We start from the raw sequence: 16,029 nt of genomic DNA, 5'->3' as shown, positions 1-16,029 counted from the left end.
TTCCCGGGGGGGGGGGGGGGGGTGGGGGGGTTGGGGGGGGTGTTTGTTTCACCCAACACCCCCCTCCGGCTCTCCGCCCGCCGGCCCCGGACGCTACGGTGGGCCCGTGAGTGACGACCTGTCGGCCGCTGCCGCGGCGCCCCCCGACGCCTTCGAGGCGAACCGCCGCTACCTGGGCTCGGTGGCCTACCGGCTGCTCGGCTCCTTCAGCGACGCCGAGGACGTGCTGCAGGAGGCCTGGCTGCGCTGGCGCTCCGCCGACCGGTCCGCCGTCACCGACCCGCGCGCCTTCCTGAGCACCGTCGTCACCCGCCTCTGCTACGACCAGCTGGGCTCGGCCCGGGCCCGCCGGGAGGCCTACTTCGGCGAGTGGCTGCCCGAACCCGTCGTCTCCTACCAGGACTCCCCCGCCTCCCCGGCCGAACTCGCCGAACTCGGCGAGTCCGTCTCGCTGGCGCTGCTCGCCGTCCTGGAACAGCTCACGCCCGCCGAGCGCGCCGCCTTCGTGCTGCACGACGTGTTCGCGGTCGGCTTCGACGAGATCGCCACCTCGCTCGACCGCTCCCCCGACGCCGCCCGCCAGCTCGCCTCCAGGGCCCGGCGCCGGGTGAAGGACGGTGGGCGCCGCGCCACCGCCGACCCCGGCGAGCACCGGCAGGCCGTGGCGGCCTTCGCCGTCGCCACCGCGCGCGGCGACATCGAGGGCCTGCTGGCCGTGCTCGACCCGGACGTCGTCTGGCACTCCGACGGCGGCGGCGTCGTCACCGCCGGCGCCCGCCCGGTGTTCGGCGCGGACAAGGTCTCCCGCCTGGTGGCCGGCCTGGTCGCGAAGTGGTTCACCCCGGGCATGGGCATCGAGTCCGTGCTCGTCAACGACGAACCGGGGCTGCTCGTCCACGACGCCGACGGGCTGGTCGTCGGCGTGCTGGCGTTCACCGTCGCCGACGGCCGGATCACCGAGGCCTACGTGGTGGTCAACCCCGAGAAGCTGACCCAGGTGACCAGGGTCGCCCCGTCGCACCCGGGCCTGTGACGCGGCTCACTGTCACAGCCTGACCGGCCGTGTCGTCCCCTTCCCGAACACGCACCGAGAGCGTGTCGACAGAGCGCTTCGAAAGGGCGCTCCGGCTGCGGAGAAGGCGGACGACATGACCGAGAAGCAGATCGTCGTACTGGGTGCCGGCTATGCGGGACTGACCGCGGCCACCGGAGCGGGCAAGCGCCACCCGGTGACCCTGATCGCCCCGGAGACCCGCTTCCTGCACCGCATCCGCCAGCACGAGACCGCCGCCGGCCACCCCGAGCACCGGCCCGCCCTGGCCGAGGTGATCCGCGGCCGCGGCGTGCGACACGTCCCGGCCCGCGCCACCGGCCTGGACCTCACCGCCCGCAAGGTGTTCCTGGACACCGGCGAGGCCGTCGCGTACGACACCCTGGTCTACGCCCTCGGCAGCCGCACCGCCTGGCACGCCGTCCCCGGCGCCGCGGAGCACGCCTACCCCGCCGAGCGGGCCGCCGAGCTGGGCGAGCGGCTGCGCACCGCCGAACGCCCCGGCACCGTCGCCGTGGTCGGCGGCGGTGCCACCGGCATCGAGCTGGCCACCGAGATCGCCGAGGCCCACCCCGGGTGGCAGGTGCGGATCGTCGCCGCCGGCCAGGTCGGCGGCTGGTTCTCGCCCCGGGGCCGGAGCCACGTCCGCGGCGTCATGGCCCGGCTCGGGATCGAGGTGCACGAGCAGCACACCGTCACCGAGGTCGACGCCGAGGGCCTGACCACCACCGGCGGCCGGATCCCCGCGGACGTCGTGGTCTGGGCCGCCGCCATGGAGCCGCACCCGCTGGCGGCCGAGGCAGGCCTGACCGTCAACCCGGCCGGCCAGGCGGTCGTCGACGGCCACCTGCGCTCGGTCTCGCACCCGGAGGTGTACGTCATCGGCGACGCGGCCGCGGTGACCGTCCCCGGCACCGGCACCCTGCGGATGGGCTGCGCCACCGCCCAGCCGATGGGCGGCTACCTCGGCAAGGTACTCGCCGGACGCACCGACAAGCCCTTCGCGTTCCGGTACGGCCTGCAGTGCCTGAGCCTCGGCCGCCGGGACGCCCTCGTCCAGCTGATCCACGGCGACGACTCGATGCGGCCCTCGGTGCTGACCGGCCGGACCGGGCGGCTGATCAAGGCCGCCATCGTCAACGGCGTGATCTGGACACTGCGTTGAGAAAGCCGACGGGCCCGGGGCGACTCGCCCCGGGCCCGTCGGCCTGCTGGTCCTGCGGTACGGCCGGTCCTGGCGGTACCGCTGGTCCTGCTGGTACCGCTGGTACTGCTCAGCTCGCGCCGGCGGCTACTTCTTCTCCTTCGGCGCCTCGGCGTCGGTGGACAGCGCGGCGATGAAGGCCTCCTGCGGGACCTCCACGCGGCCGACCATCTTCATCCGCTTCTTGCCTTCCTTCTGCTTCTCCAGCAGCTTGCGCTTACGCGAGATGTCACCGCCGTAGCACTTGGCGAGAACGTCCTTGCGGATCGCGCGGACCGTCTCACGGGCGATCACCCGGGAGCCGATGGCGGCCTGGATCGGCACCTCGAACTGCTGGCGCGGGATCAGCTTCTGCAGCTTGCCGGCCATCATCACGCCGTAGTTGTAGGCCTTGTCCTTGTGCACGATCGCGGAGAACGCGTCCACCGCGTCGCCGTGCAGCAGGATGTCGACCTTCACCAGGTCGGCCGTCTGCTCGCCGATCGGCTCGTAGTCGAAGGAGCCGTAGCCACGGGTCTTGGACTTCAGGTGGTCGAAGAAGTCGAAGACGATCTCCGCGAGCGGCAGGGTGTAGCGCAGCTCGACGCGGTCCTCGGAGAGGTAGTCCATGCCCTGGAGGTTGCCGCGGCGGCCCTGGCACAGCTCCATGATCGCGCCGACGAACTCGTTCGGCGCCAGGATGGTGCCGCGGACGACCGGCTCGTGCACCTCGGCGATCTTGCCGGTCGGGAACTCGCTCGGGTTGGTGACGGTGTGCTCGGTGCCGTCCTCCATCACCACGCGGTAGACCACGTTCGGGGCGGTGGAGATCAGGTCGAGGTTGAACTCGCGCTCCAGGCGCTCCCGGATGATCTCCAGGTGCAGCAGGCCGAGGAAGCCGCAGCGGTAGCCGAAGCCGAGCGCGACCGAGGTCTCCGGCTCGTAGACCAGCGCGGCGTCGTTCAGCCGCAGCTTGTCGAGGGCGTCGCGCAGCAGCGGGTAGTCCGAGCCGTCCAGCGGGTAGAGACCGGAGAACACCATCGGGCGCGGGTCCTTGTAGCCGCCCAGCGGCTCGGTCGCACCCTTGTGCATCGAGGTGATGGTGTCACCGACCTTGGACTGCCGGACGTCCTTCACACCGGTGATGATGTAGCCGACCTCGCCGACGCCCAGGCCGTCGGCGACCTTCGGCTCCGGCGAGATGACACCGATCTCCAGCAGCTCGTGCGTCGCGCCGGTCGACATCATCGCGATCCGCTCACGCTTGGTGAGCTGGCCGTCGACGACACGGACGTAGGTGACCACGCCGCGGTAGGAGTCGTACACCGAGTCGAAGATCATCGCGCGGGCCGGGGCGTCCTTGACGCCGACCGGCGCCGGGATCTTCTCGACCACGTGGTCGAGCAGCTCCGGCACGCCGAGACCGCTCTTGGCGCTGACCTTGAGGACGTCCTCCGGGTCGCACCCGATGATGTGGGCGAGCTCGGCGGCGTACTTCTCCGGCTGGGCGGCCGGCAGGTCGATCTTGTTGAGCACCGGGATGATCGTGAGGTCGTTCTCCAGCGCCAGGTACAGGTTGGCGAGGGTCTGCGCCTCGATGCCCTGAGCGGCGTCCACCACCAGGATGGTGCCCTCGCAGGCGGCGAGCGAACGGGACACCTCGTACGTGAAGTCCACGTGGCCCGGGGTGTCGATCATGTTGAGGATGTGCGTCGAGCCGACGTCCGGTCCGGTCTTCGGCGCCCACGGGAGGCGGACCGCCTGCGACTTGATCGTGATGCCGCGCTCGCGCTCGATGTCCATCCGGTCGAGGTACTGGGCGCGCATCTGCCGGGGGTCGACGACCCCGGTGATCTGCAGCATCCGGTCGGCGAGCGTCGACTTGCCGTGGTCGATGTGGGCGATGATGCAGAAGTTGCGGATCAGCGCCGGGTCGGTACGGCTGGGCTCTGGCACATTGCTGGGGGTCGCGGGCACCTTGGTCCGATTCTCCGTTGGTCCGGGGGCCGGGGGTGTCCGGGTCATCGCTGACCGGTTTCCCGGGGACCGGACAGTCGTCCGATCGAAATAGTTCTTCCCATCCTCCCACGAGCGCGACGTCCGCCGCCGTTCGGTTCCACCGGGGCCGCTCCGGGGCGTCCCGGCGCTGCTTCCGATGCCGCTTCCCGGCGTGCCTTCCCGCGGCGGCCCCCGGCGGGCAGGATGACCTCCCATGATCCTGGAAAGCGCCCTCCTCGACGTCGTCCCCGGCCAGGAGGACGCGTTCCTCGCCGCCTTCGCGGAGGCGAAACCACTGATCGCGGTCCAGCCCGGCTTCCGCTCCCTCGCGCTGCGCCGCTGCCTCGACGAGGGCCGCGGCGCCAGGTTCCTGCTCCAGGTGGAATGGGAGAGGCTGGAGGACCACACGGAGGGCTTCCGCCGCTCCGCCGAGTACCAGCGGTGGCGCGAGCTGCTGCACCGCTTCTACCGGCCCTTCCCCGAGGTGGAGCACTACGGCGAGCCGGTGCTCCGGGCCTGAACCGCACCCGGTCGGTTTGGGCGGGCGGTGCGCCCCTGGTAGCGTGGGGCGCTGCACCTGGACCCGGCATGCCCTCTCAGCTTTCCGGCGACCGCGCGGTGCAAACCTCCCCCAGCCTTCGGCCGGGGGGACCCCAGAACCGTTTACTGACAAGACTGAGGCTCCTTCGTGGCGAACATCAAGTCCCAGATCAAGCGCAACAAGACCAACGAGAAGGCGCGCCTGCGCAACAAGGCCGTCAAGTCCTCGCTGAAGACCGCCCTGCGCAAGGCCCGTGAGGCCGCTGCCTCCGGCGAGACCGAGAAGGCCGTCGTGCTGGCCCGCGCCGCCTCCAAGGCGCTGGACAAGGCCGTGAGCAAGGGCGTCATCCACGCCAACCAGGCCGCCAACAAGAAGTCGGCCATCACCAAGCGCGTCAACGCCGTCCAGGCCTGACTCCGCCGGGGCCCACGGCCCCGACCGCCCCAGGGCGAACCGGCCCTCTACCCGGACTCCTGAGGCGCGAATTCAAGACTCGCACCGCACGCGGCCTGCGTTCGCCACGCGGGTGCGGTGCACAGAGATTGACCAGAAGTGCCAGCTCATAGGCCCTTCTACTACTGCCCGTCCGGTACACACCGGGCGGGCAGTACGCATTTTGTACACATGGATCTGATCGCCCCCCTAAGCGGCGAGCGCAGTCCTGGCCGCCAGTGCAGCGGCGCGGCCCGTGTCGAGGGCGTTCGCCACCTCGTCGAGGCGGTCCGGGAACAGGTGCCCGTAGACGTCGAGGGTCATGGCCGCCGACTTGTGGCCGAGCATCTGCTGCACCACCTTCACGTCCGCGCCGGCCGCAATCGCCAGCGAGGCCGCGGTGTGCCGGAGCTTGTGCGGCGTGAGGCCGAGGCTGTCGAGCCCCGCCGCCTTCACCGCCGGATCGAAGATGGTCGAGCGGAACTCCCAGTAGCCCATCGGCTCGCCGTCCCGGCCGGTGAACAGCAGAGCGTCCCGCCCCTTGCCCTTGAGCGCGTCCCGCAGATCGGGGACCAGCGAGCCGAGCAGTGGCACGGACCGCTTCTCGTGGTTCTTCACGTCCTTGAGCAGCAGCCCGCCGCCGCGCTTGCGCGTGTACGCCTGGACGATCCGCAGCCGACGCGTGGACGCCTGCACCCGGCCGGCCTTCAGCGCCGACACCTCACCCCACCGGATGCCGCAGTAGGCCAGCACCAGCAGCAGCAGTGCGTACTCACCCGCCGCCGCGGCCAGCACCTCGACCTGGTCGTGCGTGAGGTAGACGTGATCGTCGTCGTCATCGTCCTGCGGCAGCTCGTGGTCGACGGCCGGACTGGTCGCGATCTTCCCCGTCTTCACGGCGTACTTCAGCACCATGCCGAACACGAGGTGGATCTTGCCGATCCGGGCCGGAGAGAGCGGCTTGCCCCGCACGCCGGGCGTGTTGCACAGCGCGGTCAGCCACTCCGAGACCTGCTCCCACCGGATCGACGCGACCGGCCACGCCCCCCACTTCGGGAGGACGTACAGGTCGAGCAGCTCCCGGTAGTCGTCCTTGGTCCGCTCCCCGGGCCGGCGGAGCGAGCCGAACCACGCGGTCGCCACGTCGGAGAACAGGGTCTTGCCCTGCTTTGGGTCACGGTAGGTGCCCTTGTCGAGACGCTCCAGCGTCTCCTGCTGGTGCTTCTCGGCGGCCGGCAGCTTCCCGAACGTCTTGGCCTTGGGGGCGCCGTCCGGGTCGTACCAGCGGACCCGCCACCGGTCCGGCTCGGCCCGCTTGCTGCCGGCCTTCTTCGCCGCCCGCCACTTCACCATCGCCGCGACGTAGTCCTTCTGCGTCGCGCGGTCCTCAATCCAGACCCTAGCCACCAGACCCCCTCGGCCGACGTGGCGCGAACGGCATCAGCCTGTCGTCTCCCTGGGCAGAAAAGAGGCCGATAGGTCGCGAGTTCAACAGGAACTCCGTCCCTGCGCGGTCCGCCTCCTCGCCGCCTTCGGGAAGGACCAACGGATCGTTGCACCACGCCCACATCCAGGCGTCGTGAGACCTGACCCGGCCAGCGCCGGTGACTTCGGTCTCCCCTCGGGCGTCCGACGGCAGCAGCAGCGTCACAGGCGAGACACCCAGAACAACTGCCAGTGCGACAAGGTCATCGACGTCGACTCGCCGAATAGCCCGCGGCTCGTCGCTGGCGCCATTCTCGATCTTGTTCAGAGCGTCTGCACTCAGAGAGCGCCCCTGGTCTTTCAGCGCCACTGAGAGCGCCCGGAGGGTAAGCCCCCGCGTCTCCCTCAGCCGCTTCACGTTCGCGGCGACAGTGCGCCCGCTCGGTCCCACTTCGATACGTCCCGTCGTCATGATCCTGAAGCTACCAGTCGAGGAAATCTCGACAGAACAACGGATCTTGCGGACCGGGATTGTCCCGGCTACGCTCCACATCATCACGGACTGTCCCGTGATGATGCAAGTCTTTGTCGAGAAAAGCTCGACAGATGGAGGTGGAAGTGGTGGACTACCTAACGGAAACCGAGGCGGCAAAGCTCGCGAACTTCAGCCCGAAAACGCTGCGGAACTGGCGCTATCTGGGCCTGGGGCCGAGGTACATGAAGCTTTCGCCCGGCCGTGGCGGGCGCATCCGCTACCGCCGCTCCGACGTCGAGCGCTGGATGGACGCCCTCGACGCCGCCGCTTAAACGCGAACGGCCCCCACCTGGACGGCAATCCGGGCAAGGGCCTGACGCACTCCGACACGACGAAGCCCCGGGCTATCCGCTCGCCAGCGACCCAGGGCGACGACCTCACGAAGGAGAACGCTGTGAACCAGACTACGGGCTCCCTGCCCAAGACCACCAGCCTGCCCACCGCCGAGGAGGTGATGGCACTCGTCCGCGCCACCCCCGACCCGCGCACCACCGCCCTCACCGTGCTGGACGTGATCCGGGCCCTCGACGGCGGCCCGATCACCGAGAACGTGGTCCGCTACCTGCCCCTCGCCGGACTCCTCGACCGCGTCGGCCTGGAGTTCAACGAGGTCGAGCTTGCGGACCTCCCCGACTACCTTCGCGGCAAGTTCAGCGGCATGCTGCTCCAGCACATCGACGGCCACTCGATGATCGTCATGCCCGCCGACCAGGACCCCCACGAGCGCGACCAGATCGCCCGTCAGCTGATCTGGCGCCACTTGGTCGACCCGGTCTGCTACAGCCGGCCCATCCACCTCCCCGCCACCGGGGTCGAGGCCGGCTGATGACCCGCCGCACCACCACCGAGGCCCCCGCCACCGCGGCGGGGGCCCTCGGGCCGTCCCCATACGGCCTCACCCGCCGCGAGACCCGCACCGAGCTCCGCCGCCTCGCCGCCGCCGGCTGGCAGCTCTGGGAACTCCACCACCGCTTCGGCCACCCCCGCACCTGGGGGCCGCCATGGAACTGAGCCCCACCCTGGTCGACGCCTTCGTCCGCCACCTGGAGCACCACCTGTTCCAGCAGTGGACCGACGCCATGGACGCTGCCGAGGCGGCCGCCTGGGAGCCCGTCCGCCGCCACCTGCGAGCCATGGCCAGCACGCCGACCGTCGCCGAGCAGGACGAGGCCCGCCGCTTCCCCCCGCCCCGACAGCTCCGTGCCACCCCCGACTGGCCGCCCATCGCCATCCCCGGCCACCCGGGTCGCTACCTCACCCCTCTGGAGATCGCCGCGTGACCGACTACGACGTTCCCGAGGGTGACCCGTTCCTCGGCGAGATCTGGAGCCGCTACGGGCCTGAAGAGGACAGTTGCGAATCGCATCCCACAAATCCCGGAATCCCGAACCTGTCCCGCTCTGCGGACCCCCAGAGGCTTTCTGGGATTTCTGGGATGCGATCCGAGGATGACGGGTGGGACGCGCCGATCCCCCTCGACGCCCGCCCGCTGCCGCCGTTCCCCGTCGAGCACCTCGGCGAGCTCGGCACGTTCGTGACCGCGAACGCCGCCTCCCTCCAGGTCCCGGCCGACCTGGTCGCGTTCGCCGCCCTCGCCACGATCTCCGCCGCTACCGGTGGCCGGCGCCGGGTCAAGGTGAAGGCGGACTGGCACGAGTCACTCGCCCTCTACCTAGCCGCGCTGGCGGACTCCTCCGAGAAGAAGACACCGGCACTCAACGCCGCCGCGGCACCGCTTCGCGAGATCGAGGATGACCTGATCGAGGCCGCCCGCCCGCAGATCGAAGCCACCGCGCAGGAGATCCGCATCACGCAGGGGCAGATGACCAAGGCCGAGCAGAAGGCCGCCGGCGACAAGCCGGAGAACGCCCTTGCCGATGCCGAGGCCGCCCGGGCCAAGCTCCTCGAACTCGGCGAGCAACCCGAACTGCCACGGCTGCTCATCCGTGACGCCACCCTGGAGGCCATCGCGAAGGTGATGCACGAACAGGGTGGACGGATTGGCCTGCTCGCCTCCGAGGGCGGCCTCATCAAGGTCGCGGGCGGCCTGTACGGCAACAACGGCAAGGCGAACACCGACCTCCTCTTGGAGGCCTACACCGGCAGCCCGTACACCATCGACCGCACCGGGCGGTCGTCCGCGCGCATGTCGAGCACCTTCCTGGCGATCGGCCTGATCATCCAGCCTGGCGTCCTCTCCGGCATCGAGAAGAAGAACCCCGAGTTCCGTGAGAACGGCCTGCTCGGCCGGTTCCTCTTCGCCCGGCCAGCCCCGACCGCCGAGGACACCTTCGACTCCCCGCCCGTGCCGTACGCCGTCACCGAGACCTACGCCAAGCGCATCCGCGCCCTGGTCGAACGCGTGTGGAACCGCGGCGAGGCCGTCACCCTCGACCTCGACCCGGCCGCCCGTGCCCTGTTCGGCGAGTTCTACAACGGCTTCGCCAAGCGGCGGAAGCCCGGCGGGGACCTCCACGAAGTGGCCGACTGGGCAGGCAAGTTCCGGGGCCAGCTCATCCGCATCGCCGCGTGCCTCACCGTGTACGAGAACCCCGAGGCGACGACCATTACCAGGGAGCGCATGGCCTCGGTGCTGGCCATGGCCCCGTACTTCATCGCGCACGCCAAGGCCGTGTTCGACCTCATGGGGGCCGACGGTGAGGGCCGTCTCGGGCCCCTGCGTGACCTCCTCACGTGGCTGCGCAGCCGACCTGATCCGGCCTCCCCGTTCTCCGCCCGTGACGCCTGGCAGGCACTCAAGGGCCGCAAGTGGGCCGGAGAGGCCGAGGACGTCACCACCGCACTCGGCGAGCTGGAGGACTACGGGTGGATCGCCTTCCTGCCCCCGCCGGACCGGCCCGGAGTACGGGGGCGAAAGCCCTCCCCCAAGTTCGACGTACACCCGCTGATCTACGCCAAGGCCGAGAGGACCACCCCGTGAACGACATCCCACAAATCCCAGAACGATCACACGGTCGAGTCGCCGACCTGATCGCCGAGGCCGCCCGCCGACGCGACGCCGAGCAGGCTCGGCGCGCACGCTACGCCGCTGCCCGTGAATGGGGACTGCAGGCACGCATCCGCGCCAAGCTCGCCCGCCTCGCCGCCCCATCGGACGACCACCCCGACGACGAGGACGACGGACCCGACGCAGCCTGACCCGGGTAGGGGTGTCCCAATCACGGACGCGCATCCCTGGGGGCCCGCCGCGGTTAACTCCGCACACGCCCGCAGACTTCACAACCACTTCTGGACGGAGAGCTTCGATGCCCGCACGACGTACCGCTTCACCTCTCGCACCCCCTCCGGGGCTCAAACTCATCCCCCACTTGGCCGCCGTGGCGGCGGCCAAGGACGCCGAGGTCGGCGGCCTGGGGCTCGACTGGACGACCGAGCCGGACATCCTCGACGTCTCGGGGCTCACCGAATGGCACCGTCTGGCCGAGGTGTACGCCTCGCAGCCCGCGCGGTTCCGCGAGGGTGACCGGGCCGCAGTCGCGGCCTACTGCACGTGGTGGTCGGCGTTCGCCATTTCGGCGGCGGACGTTCGGGACCGCGGGCCGGTGGTTGAGGGCCGGTCGGATCACGACCGCGGCCGGCTGGTGAAGAACCCTGCGACGGTGGCGATGCGCGAGGCATCGCAGCAGCTGCGCTACTGGGCCCGCGAGTTGGGCCTGACGGTCGACGCGCGGGTGCGGATCGGTCTCGCGGACCAATCGGAGCAGGACGGCGACGACACCGACAACCCGTTCTCGTAGGAGGAGAGATGGCGAAGCACGACGACGATCAGGCCGAGCCTCAGTCGGCCCGGCCGGCCACCCGCAAGGTGGTCATGAAGGACGACCGGGATCCGCTCGGCCGGCCGCGCACGACTGAGATGGCCGCCGATGTGGCGGATCACTGGGACGAGACGATTTGGAGGCGGGCATGACTGACCGTGTGGTGCGGATGCTGGACGGTACGGAGGCGCAGGGAGTGCGCGTCGCGCTGGCGGTGCTGGGGCACGCCAAGACGGAGCCTCCCCGGCCGTGGACGGTGACCTGTTCTGAGGGCCAGCTGATGGACGGGGACGGGGCTGTGTGGACGGTCGATGGCGGTCAGGCCGCCCGGCTCCTGGTCCTCACCTGCCCGTGTGGCTGCACGGAGTTGACGACGTACAGGAGCGGCGTCGAGACCTCCCGCTTTGTGGGGGTTCGGTAGTACTCTGATGTCAGGTTGATCGACGGCCAGCGCAAGCGGCCGGGCGTGAGACCGTCCGTGAGTAGGACCGGCACGGGGTGCGTGCGACGGCCGCCAGCGAGAGCTGCCCGCCAAGTCGCCCGCCCCGTACTGGACTTCCGGTCGGCCCGCCCCGCCCTCTCGTCCGCCAAGTTCGGCGCCCCCGGTACGACTGTCGAGGCCAACCCTCCGCCGCCCCGTGTGGGCCGCGTGCTGCGGTCCGTCTCCAGAGGCCGGGAAGCATCCACCGACTTCCCAAGGGGACGAATATGCCCACGTACAAGGAACTCTCCGCCCAGCTCAAGGTCACGCTTACCGAGGCACGCGCGATCTCCGCGAAGGCCGAGGCCGAAGGCCGTGACTTCACCGATGCCGAGCGTGTCGAGGTCGAGCGGCTGATCAAGGACGGCCGGGACCTTCAGGCCCGCACCGAGAAGGCCAAGGCCGACGAGAACACCCGCAACACCCTCGTGGAGCTCGGCGACGCAATCGCCGGCCCGCGCGGCGGGTCGAAGGGACACCACCTCGACCCGCGGGTGAAGGCGGCCGGCGGCTCGACCTGGGGCGACACGGTCATCAAGCGGGCGAGCGACCAGTTCGGTCAGTTCAAGGGCCTGCTCGCTGGGGGCACGGTGCCGGTGACGGTGCCTCTGGACCCGGAGCCGATCCGCATGGACGTGCCGGTCCTGTCGCTGCGGCAGCTGATCCCGGGCGCGCCGAACACGGGCCCGCGGTTCTCCTACCTGCGGCAGACCGTGCGGACGAACAACGCCGCCGTGGTCGCGGCCGGGGCGAAGAAGCCCACCAGCCTCTACACCCTCGCGCGAGTCGATGACCGGGTGCGGACGATCGCCCACCTCTCGGAGCCGATCAACAAGTTCGACCTGGAGGACGCGCCGTCGCTGCGGCAGTTCCTCGATCAGGAGATGCGCCTGGGCCTGGAGCTCGCCCTGGAGGGCGAGGTCCTCAACGGCGACGGCACCGGCGAGCACATGACCGGCGTCGCCAACGTCTCCGGCTCGCAGGCGCAGGCGTTCGACACGGACATCCTGGTGACCGCCCGGAAGGCCGTGACGAAGCTGGAGAAGGTCGGCCATCTGACGGGCGCCGGCTGGCTGATGCACCCGGACGACTGGGAGGCGTTCGAGCTTCTTCAGGACAACGAGGCCCGGTTCTACTACGGCGGTCCGGGCAACGCGGTGAACCCGACGTCGCGCCGCCTGTGGGGCGCGCCGGTGGTCACCTCGCTGTCGCAAACAGTCGGCACCACGCACCTGGTCGACTGGCAGGCTGCAACCCGCCTGCACGTCCTGGAGGACGGTGTCCTCGACTGGTCGGAGAACATGTACGACAAGGACGCCCTCGGCTCCGGGGTCGGCGCCTCCGACTTCGAGCGGAACATGATCCGCTTCCGGTTCGAGGGCCGGTTCGGTCTGGAGATCCTGCGCCCGTCGGCGATCGTCGAGGTCGACCTGACCGCCTGATCGAACCCTGATGCGCCCGGCTGCCACCACGGCGGCCGGGCGCATCGCCGTGCGTCAGCCGAACAGGAAGAGCGCGAAAAGGAACAGAGCCAAGAAGATGCCTGCGCTGATCCACTCGCCCTTGGTGTGCTGCCGGCGGGACCGCTGCGGCGCCGCGGTCGCGGGACGCGGCTGTGCCTTCCGTCCGCCTGTGGTCCGGCTGTGGGAGATGCCAGTCCCCGGGACCGACACTGTCGTTCGGACGCGCCCGTTGGCCTGCTTCGTCACTCGGGCGCCCTTCACGCCAGCTGAATAGCTGATGCCGCTCTTCGACGCGGTGACGCGCAGCCCTCCGGCCTTGAAGGACTTTCGGTACCCCACCGTGCCCCCTCTCGCGGGCCGGCTCGTCCGCCCCAATGGCGGGCATCGTCTCGTATCTTTCGCCGGGTGTCCTGGTTTCACCCACACCAGTTGAGCCATCGGGCCATCCTGGTAGCCCACCCCGGCAGAGAGGGAGAGCACCGTGAAGCTCAAGTTCCTCGGCAGCACCAGTGAAGACGGCAAGTGCCCGACGCTGTACGAGACGGAGACCGGCGACATCGTCGTCCAGGGCTACCGGCTCACCGACCCCGAAGCGCTCGCCCAGCTGCGCGACGTCCTGCCGGGCGAGACCTTCGTGGTCGTCCCCCGCGACCTGCTGACCCGCTTCACTCCTAAGGTCTGAGCCATGCCCGAGTTCATCAGCGACGCCCAGTTCGACCACTTCTTCGACGACGGGTTCGCCCACACCGCATGGCGGTTGGAGAGCCGCCGCGGGTACGCGTCCGACCGCGCCGGAGACGGCTTCAAGCGGTGGCTGCGCGGTGAGGATCCACAGACAGACCCGAATCGCCCGTGGTGCCTGAACATCGCCGCGCAGACCGCGGCCGGCAAGCGCATCGGGCGGGTGCGTATCGCTGACGACCCGATTACCGACGGGCAGGCCTACCTGCTGCACGTCGGATGGGCCAACGTCCAGGCAGGCGAGGACATCACGCACCTGTCGCGGGCGACGGCCCGCCGCCTGAACCTGCCGGAGCGCGACTTCTGGCTGTTCGACTCCGAACACCTGCTGGAGATGCACTTCGACCAGGACGACAACTACCTCGGCGCAGAGCTGGTCGACGACGTCGAGGCCGTCCTCGACGCGTGCCGGATCCGCGACCGCGCACGGCACTACGCCGTGCCTCGGTTGGAGTTCGCGGACCGGGTGGCGTCCCGGGTGTGAGCGACTTCCAGCGGGCCCGTGAAGCCCTCGGGGTCCGTCTCCAGCAGTTGCGTGGCGACGCGGGTCTGACCGGCCGGGCGCTGGCCGCCCGGCTGGGCTGGCCCCACTCGAAGATCAGCAAGTTGGAGAACGGACGCCAGACCGCCACACCCCACGACCTCACCGCGTGGGCCGGGGCGACCGGCCACCCCGCCTTGTCCGCTTCCCTGCAAGCCGATCTGAGCACCTTGGAGACGCACTACCGGTCGTGGCGCCGCCGCCTGGCCAGCGGCCATCAGCCGGCCCAGCAAGAGGCCGGGGCACAGGAGCGCAGCGCCCAGGTCGTGCGGGCCTACGAGCCGAACGTGGTGCCCGGCATGCTCCAGACCCCCGATTATGCCCGGCATGTCCTGCTCGCCTCAGCGGCGCTCCACCAGTCGCCCCGGGACACGGACGACGCCGTTCGCGAGCGGATGCGCCGCCAGGAACTGCTGTACGCGCCAGGCCGACACTTCCGGTTCATCCTCTGGGAAGGGGCGTTGAGGGCCCGGGTGTGCCCACCCGGAGTGCTCGCCTCCCAACTGGACCGGCTGTCCGGGCTTGTCGGGCTCGACACGGTCCGCATTGGGGTCATCCCGTTCTCGGCGGACCTGCCGTTGACGCTGCGGCACGGCTTCTGGATCCACGACCAGTCGTACGTGACCGTCGAGACGATCAACGCCGCACTGCATCTCGATGACCAGGCAGACGTGGCGCTGTACCTCCGGGCCTGGGGGATGTACGAGCAGACCGCGGCCACGGACGCCGAGGCCCGCCGCATCATCGTTGCGGCCCGTCACTCACTCGGCGCAACCTGAGAAGCACCGGGAAGCAACGAGAACCCGCCTCGAAACATCGAGAAACCCCGCCCTCGCGCTGAGAAACCCCGCCCTACGGTGCTGGTCATGGCGGATACAGCTGCTTCACCGGCCCGTCTGCCCGGGGGCTACCCCTCGGCGGCCGGCCTGACATCGGACCAGTTGCACGGGTTGCGCTGCCGGCGGTGCGGGGCCCCTGGCCCGCTGCAATCGGACGGCCACGTCTACACAGCCACCTGCGTCGGCATGGCCCCGCTCGGCTGGGCAGTGCGGGCGTGCGCCCGCTGCTCAGGGGGTGGGGCCCAGTGACGGCCGTCGCCCCACGCCCGGACGGGCCGACCGACATGGTGGTCTACCTCGACACCAGCCTGGCTGGCCGGTACGTCTCCGCGGAGTGCCTGTTCGACGCGCACCACGGGTGCCCGGGAGGCATCCGCGACGAAGCCCGCGCCGCCGTCCTGGTGTGCCTCTGCATGGTCCCCAGTTGCTCGTGCAGCAGACATCTGTCGGGAGGTGCATCGTGAGCCTCGCCGAAGGAAAGCCGGCCAGTGAAGAGGCCGTCGAGGTGGGCCTCTGCCCGAACTGCGAGTTGTGGGTGCGCGGGCGGTGGATCGAGGACCTGACCCCGCACACCGCCTTGGTCGAGCACGACGACTGCCCGGCCGCAGAGGACTGAGCGGGCCCCGGCCAGTCAGCCGGGGCCCGCTCTCGGTCACCCTGTCTCGCCGATCCAGTGGATCTCCGATCGGGCAGGATTGTCGGGTCGTCCTTGATCCAGAACCCCTTTCGGGTCCCCTCCCCCGGGGCGTGTTGCTGTTGCTGTTGCTCGCGCTGATCTGCGGCAACACCGGCCGCGAGGGGCTGGAGGAGGTGCGGGGGGAGGGGCGGCATCTGGTCTCGCCAGATTCCACCCCTCCCGGGACGCCCCGAGTGATGGGCACCCCGGCGGCGGCACGCAGCTCGCGGATGAGGTCGGTGGCGGCCTCTCAGAGGGCGTTTCGTGAGCACTTGCTCGAACTGGCTCGTTGAACCGCTCTTGTTCGATGCAGACCTGCTTACCGCTCGGCGATACTCATGCCG

22 protein-coding genes are annotated in these 16,029 nt (G+C 70.2%); 18 read left to right on the top strand and 4 right to left on the bottom strand.

The genetic code is table 11. The features are described from left to right. The first annotated feature begins 106 nt into the window (after positions 1–106). A complete protein-coding gene (sigJ, locus tag ACFVYI_RS21730; protein WP_387888003.1) occupies positions 107–1,033 on the top strand; it encodes an RNA polymerase sigma factor SigJ in 927 nt (308 codons plus the stop codon). A gap of 115 nt (positions 1,034–1,148) precedes the next feature. Then, on the top strand, positions 1,149–2,216 hold the full coding sequence (locus ACFVYI_RS21725; RefSeq protein ID WP_387888001.1) for an NAD(P)/FAD-dependent oxidoreductase: 1,068 nt from the start codon (positions 1,149–1,151) through the stop codon (positions 2,214–2,216). 126 nt (positions 2,217–2,342) lie between these two features. Here ACFVYI_RS21725 and lepA read toward each other — a convergent pair whose 3' ends face one another. Next, positions 2,343–4,211 carry a translation elongation factor 4 gene (lepA, locus tag ACFVYI_RS21720; protein WP_387887999.1) on the bottom strand — a complete coding sequence of 623 codons (1,869 nt, stop codon included), beginning with the start codon at positions 4,209–4,211 and terminating at the stop codon, positions 2,343–2,345. 235 nt (positions 4,212–4,446) lie between these two features. Here lepA and ACFVYI_RS21715 point away from each other — a divergent pair, with 235 nt between their 5' ends. Together ACFVYI_RS21715 and rpsT are read left to right on the top strand one after the other, a co-directional pair. Beyond that, positions 4,447–4,752 (top strand): antibiotic biosynthesis monooxygenase family protein, encoded by a 306-nt coding sequence (locus tag ACFVYI_RS21715; protein WP_387887996.1) that lies wholly within the window; start codon positions 4,447–4,449, stop codon positions 4,750–4,752. Positions 4,753–4,920: 168 nt separating this feature from the next. Next, positions 4,921–5,187 (top strand): 30S ribosomal protein S20, encoded by a 267-nt coding sequence (gene rpsT, locus ACFVYI_RS21710; RefSeq protein WP_360637186.1) that lies wholly within the window; start codon positions 4,921–4,923, stop codon positions 5,185–5,187. A gap of 228 nt (positions 5,188–5,415) precedes the next feature. On the opposite strand, the gene ACFVYI_RS21705 is transcribed toward rpsT, so the two are convergent. Together ACFVYI_RS21705 and ACFVYI_RS21700 are read right to left on the bottom strand one after the other, a co-directional pair. Next, entirely contained in the window at positions 5,416–6,612 is a 1,197-nt protein-coding gene (locus ACFVYI_RS21705) for a tyrosine-type recombinase/integrase (RefSeq protein WP_387887994.1), read from the bottom strand. After that, positions 6,605–7,102 (bottom strand): helix-turn-helix domain-containing protein, encoded by a 498-nt coding sequence (locus ACFVYI_RS21700; protein WP_387887992.1) that lies wholly within the window; start codon positions 7,100–7,102, stop codon positions 6,605–6,607. The genes ACFVYI_RS21705 and ACFVYI_RS21700 overlap by 8 nt, the downstream gene beginning before the upstream one ends. A gap of 134 nt (positions 7,103–7,236) precedes the next feature. Here ACFVYI_RS21700 and ACFVYI_RS21695 point away from each other — a divergent pair, with 134 nt between their 5' ends. The 10 genes from ACFVYI_RS21695 to ACFVYI_RS21650 all read left to right on the top strand — a co-directional run bounded on the left by ACFVYI_RS21695 (position 7,237) and on the right by ACFVYI_RS21650 (position 12,867). After that, positions 7,237–7,437 (top strand): helix-turn-helix transcriptional regulator, encoded by a 201-nt coding sequence (locus ACFVYI_RS21695; RefSeq protein ID WP_387887989.1) that lies wholly within the window; start codon positions 7,237–7,239, stop codon positions 7,435–7,437. A gap of 122 nt (positions 7,438–7,559) precedes the next feature. Further along, a complete protein-coding gene (locus ACFVYI_RS21690) occupies positions 7,560–7,991 on the top strand; it encodes a hypothetical protein (protein WP_387887988.1) in 432 nt (143 codons plus the stop codon). After that, a complete protein-coding gene (locus tag ACFVYI_RS21685; protein ID WP_387887985.1) occupies positions 7,991–8,176 on the top strand; it encodes a hypothetical protein in 186 nt (61 codons plus the stop codon). The genes ACFVYI_RS21690 and ACFVYI_RS21685 overlap by 1 nt, the downstream gene beginning before the upstream one ends. Further along, a complete protein-coding gene (locus ACFVYI_RS21680) occupies positions 8,167–8,445 on the top strand; it encodes a hypothetical protein (RefSeq protein ID WP_387887983.1) in 279 nt (92 codons plus the stop codon). The genes ACFVYI_RS21685 and ACFVYI_RS21680 overlap by 10 nt, the downstream gene beginning before the upstream one ends. A 155-nt stretch (positions 8,446–8,600) precedes the next feature. Continuing rightward, positions 8,601–10,106: a YfjI family protein gene (locus tag ACFVYI_RS21675; protein WP_387887980.1), complete on the top strand. Its 1,506-nt coding sequence runs from the start codon at positions 8,601–8,603 to the stop codon at positions 10,104–10,106. Further along, the gene (locus ACFVYI_RS21670; RefSeq protein ID WP_387887977.1) at positions 10,103–10,324 is read left to right on the top strand and encodes a hypothetical protein; all 222 of its coding nucleotides are present in this window, start codon (positions 10,103–10,105) and stop codon (positions 10,322–10,324) included. The genes ACFVYI_RS21675 and ACFVYI_RS21670 overlap by 4 nt, the downstream gene beginning before the upstream one ends. 179 nt (positions 10,325–10,503) lie before the next feature. After that, on the top strand, positions 10,504–10,923 hold the full coding sequence (locus tag ACFVYI_RS21665) for a phage terminase small subunit P27 family (RefSeq protein ID WP_387887975.1): 420 nt from the start codon (positions 10,504–10,506) through the stop codon (positions 10,921–10,923). An 8-nt stretch (positions 10,924–10,931) separates the two neighbouring features. Beyond that, positions 10,932–11,096, top strand: coding sequence for a hypothetical protein (locus tag ACFVYI_RS21660; RefSeq protein WP_387887973.1), 165 nt, complete (start codon positions 10,932–10,934; stop codon positions 11,094–11,096). Next, positions 11,093–11,365, top strand: a complete 273-nt coding sequence (locus ACFVYI_RS21655) for a hypothetical protein (protein WP_387887971.1) — start codon at positions 11,093–11,095, stop codon at positions 11,363–11,365. The genes ACFVYI_RS21660 and ACFVYI_RS21655 overlap by 4 nt, the downstream gene beginning before the upstream one ends. Positions 11,366–11,652: 287 nt before the next feature. After that, a complete protein-coding gene (locus tag ACFVYI_RS21650; RefSeq protein WP_387887968.1) occupies positions 11,653–12,867 on the top strand; it encodes a phage major capsid protein in 1,215 nt (404 codons plus the stop codon). 54 nt (positions 12,868–12,921) lie between these two features. Here ACFVYI_RS21650 and ACFVYI_RS21645 read toward each other — a convergent pair whose 3' ends face one another. Further along, positions 12,922–13,326, bottom strand: coding sequence for a DUF4236 domain-containing protein (locus tag ACFVYI_RS21645; protein ID WP_387887966.1), 405 nt, complete (start codon positions 13,324–13,326; stop codon positions 12,922–12,924). A 43-nt stretch (positions 13,327–13,369) separates the two neighbouring features. Here ACFVYI_RS21645 and ACFVYI_RS21640 point away from each other — a divergent pair, with 43 nt between their 5' ends. From ACFVYI_RS21640 to ACFVYI_RS21625, 4 genes are all read left to right on the top strand, one after another. Then, entirely contained in the window at positions 13,370–13,570 is a 201-nt protein-coding gene (locus tag ACFVYI_RS21640; protein WP_387887964.1) for a hypothetical protein, read from the top strand. Between the two features lie 3 nt (positions 13,571–13,573). After that, on the top strand, positions 13,574–14,113 hold the full coding sequence (locus ACFVYI_RS21635) for a DUF6879 family protein (protein WP_387887961.1): 540 nt from the start codon (positions 13,574–13,576) through the stop codon (positions 14,111–14,113). Next, entirely contained in the window at positions 14,110–14,949 is an 840-nt protein-coding gene (locus tag ACFVYI_RS21630) for a helix-turn-helix domain-containing protein (RefSeq protein ID WP_387887959.1), read from the top strand. Before ACFVYI_RS21635 ends, ACFVYI_RS21630 begins: the two co-directional genes overlap by 4 nt. A 520-nt stretch (positions 14,950–15,469) precedes the next feature. Continuing rightward, a complete protein-coding gene (locus ACFVYI_RS21625; protein WP_387887956.1) occupies positions 15,470–15,625 on the top strand; it encodes a hypothetical protein in 156 nt (51 codons plus the stop codon). Positions 15,626–16,029: the final 404 nt, after the last annotated feature.

It is taken from the genome of Kitasatospora sp. NPDC058218 (assembly GCF_042882445.1).
Classification (GTDB): domain Bacteria; phylum Actinomycetota; class Actinomycetes; order Streptomycetales; family Streptomycetaceae; genus Kitasatospora.
Note: the sequence above shows the minus strand (reverse complement) of the source record. Positions and strands in the feature narration are given on the sequence as shown.

Coding starts and splice junctions, on each gene's coding strand:
- ACFVYI_RS21700 (WP_387887992.1), bottom strand. CDS start 7,102: ATGACGACGGGACGTATCGAAGTGGGACCGAGCGGGCGCACTGTCGCC.
- ACFVYI_RS21655 (WP_387887971.1), top strand. CDS start 11,093: ATGACTGACCGTGTGGTGCGGATGCTGGACGGTACGGAGGCGCAGGGA.
- ACFVYI_RS21645 (WP_387887966.1), bottom strand. CDS start 13,326: ATGGCTCAACTGGTGTGGGTGAAACCAGGACACCCGGCGAAAGATACG.
- ACFVYI_RS21680 (WP_387887983.1), top strand. CDS start 8,167: ATGGAACTGAGCCCCACCCTGGTCGACGCCTTCGTCCGCCACCTGGAG.
- ACFVYI_RS21725 (WP_387888001.1), top strand. CDS start 1,149: ATGACCGAGAAGCAGATCGTCGTACTGGGTGCCGGCTATGCGGGACTG.
- ACFVYI_RS21650 (WP_387887968.1), top strand. CDS start 11,653: ATGCCCACGTACAAGGAACTCTCCGCCCAGCTCAAGGTCACGCTTACC.
- ACFVYI_RS21685 (WP_387887985.1), top strand. CDS start 7,991: ATGACCCGCCGCACCACCACCGAGGCCCCCGCCACCGCGGCGGGGGCC.
- ACFVYI_RS21635 (WP_387887961.1), top strand. CDS start 13,574: ATGCCCGAGTTCATCAGCGACGCCCAGTTCGACCACTTCTTCGACGAC.
- ACFVYI_RS21715 (WP_387887996.1), top strand. CDS start 4,447: ATGATCCTGGAAAGCGCCCTCCTCGACGTCGTCCCCGGCCAGGAGGAC.
- ACFVYI_RS21695 (WP_387887989.1), top strand. CDS start 7,237: ATGGAGGTGGAAGTGGTGGACTACCTAACGGAAACCGAGGCGGCAAAG.
- ACFVYI_RS21675 (WP_387887980.1), top strand. CDS start 8,601: ATGCGATCCGAGGATGACGGGTGGGACGCGCCGATCCCCCTCGACGCC.
- ACFVYI_RS21660 (WP_387887973.1), top strand. CDS start 10,932: ATGGCGAAGCACGACGACGATCAGGCCGAGCCTCAGTCGGCCCGGCCG.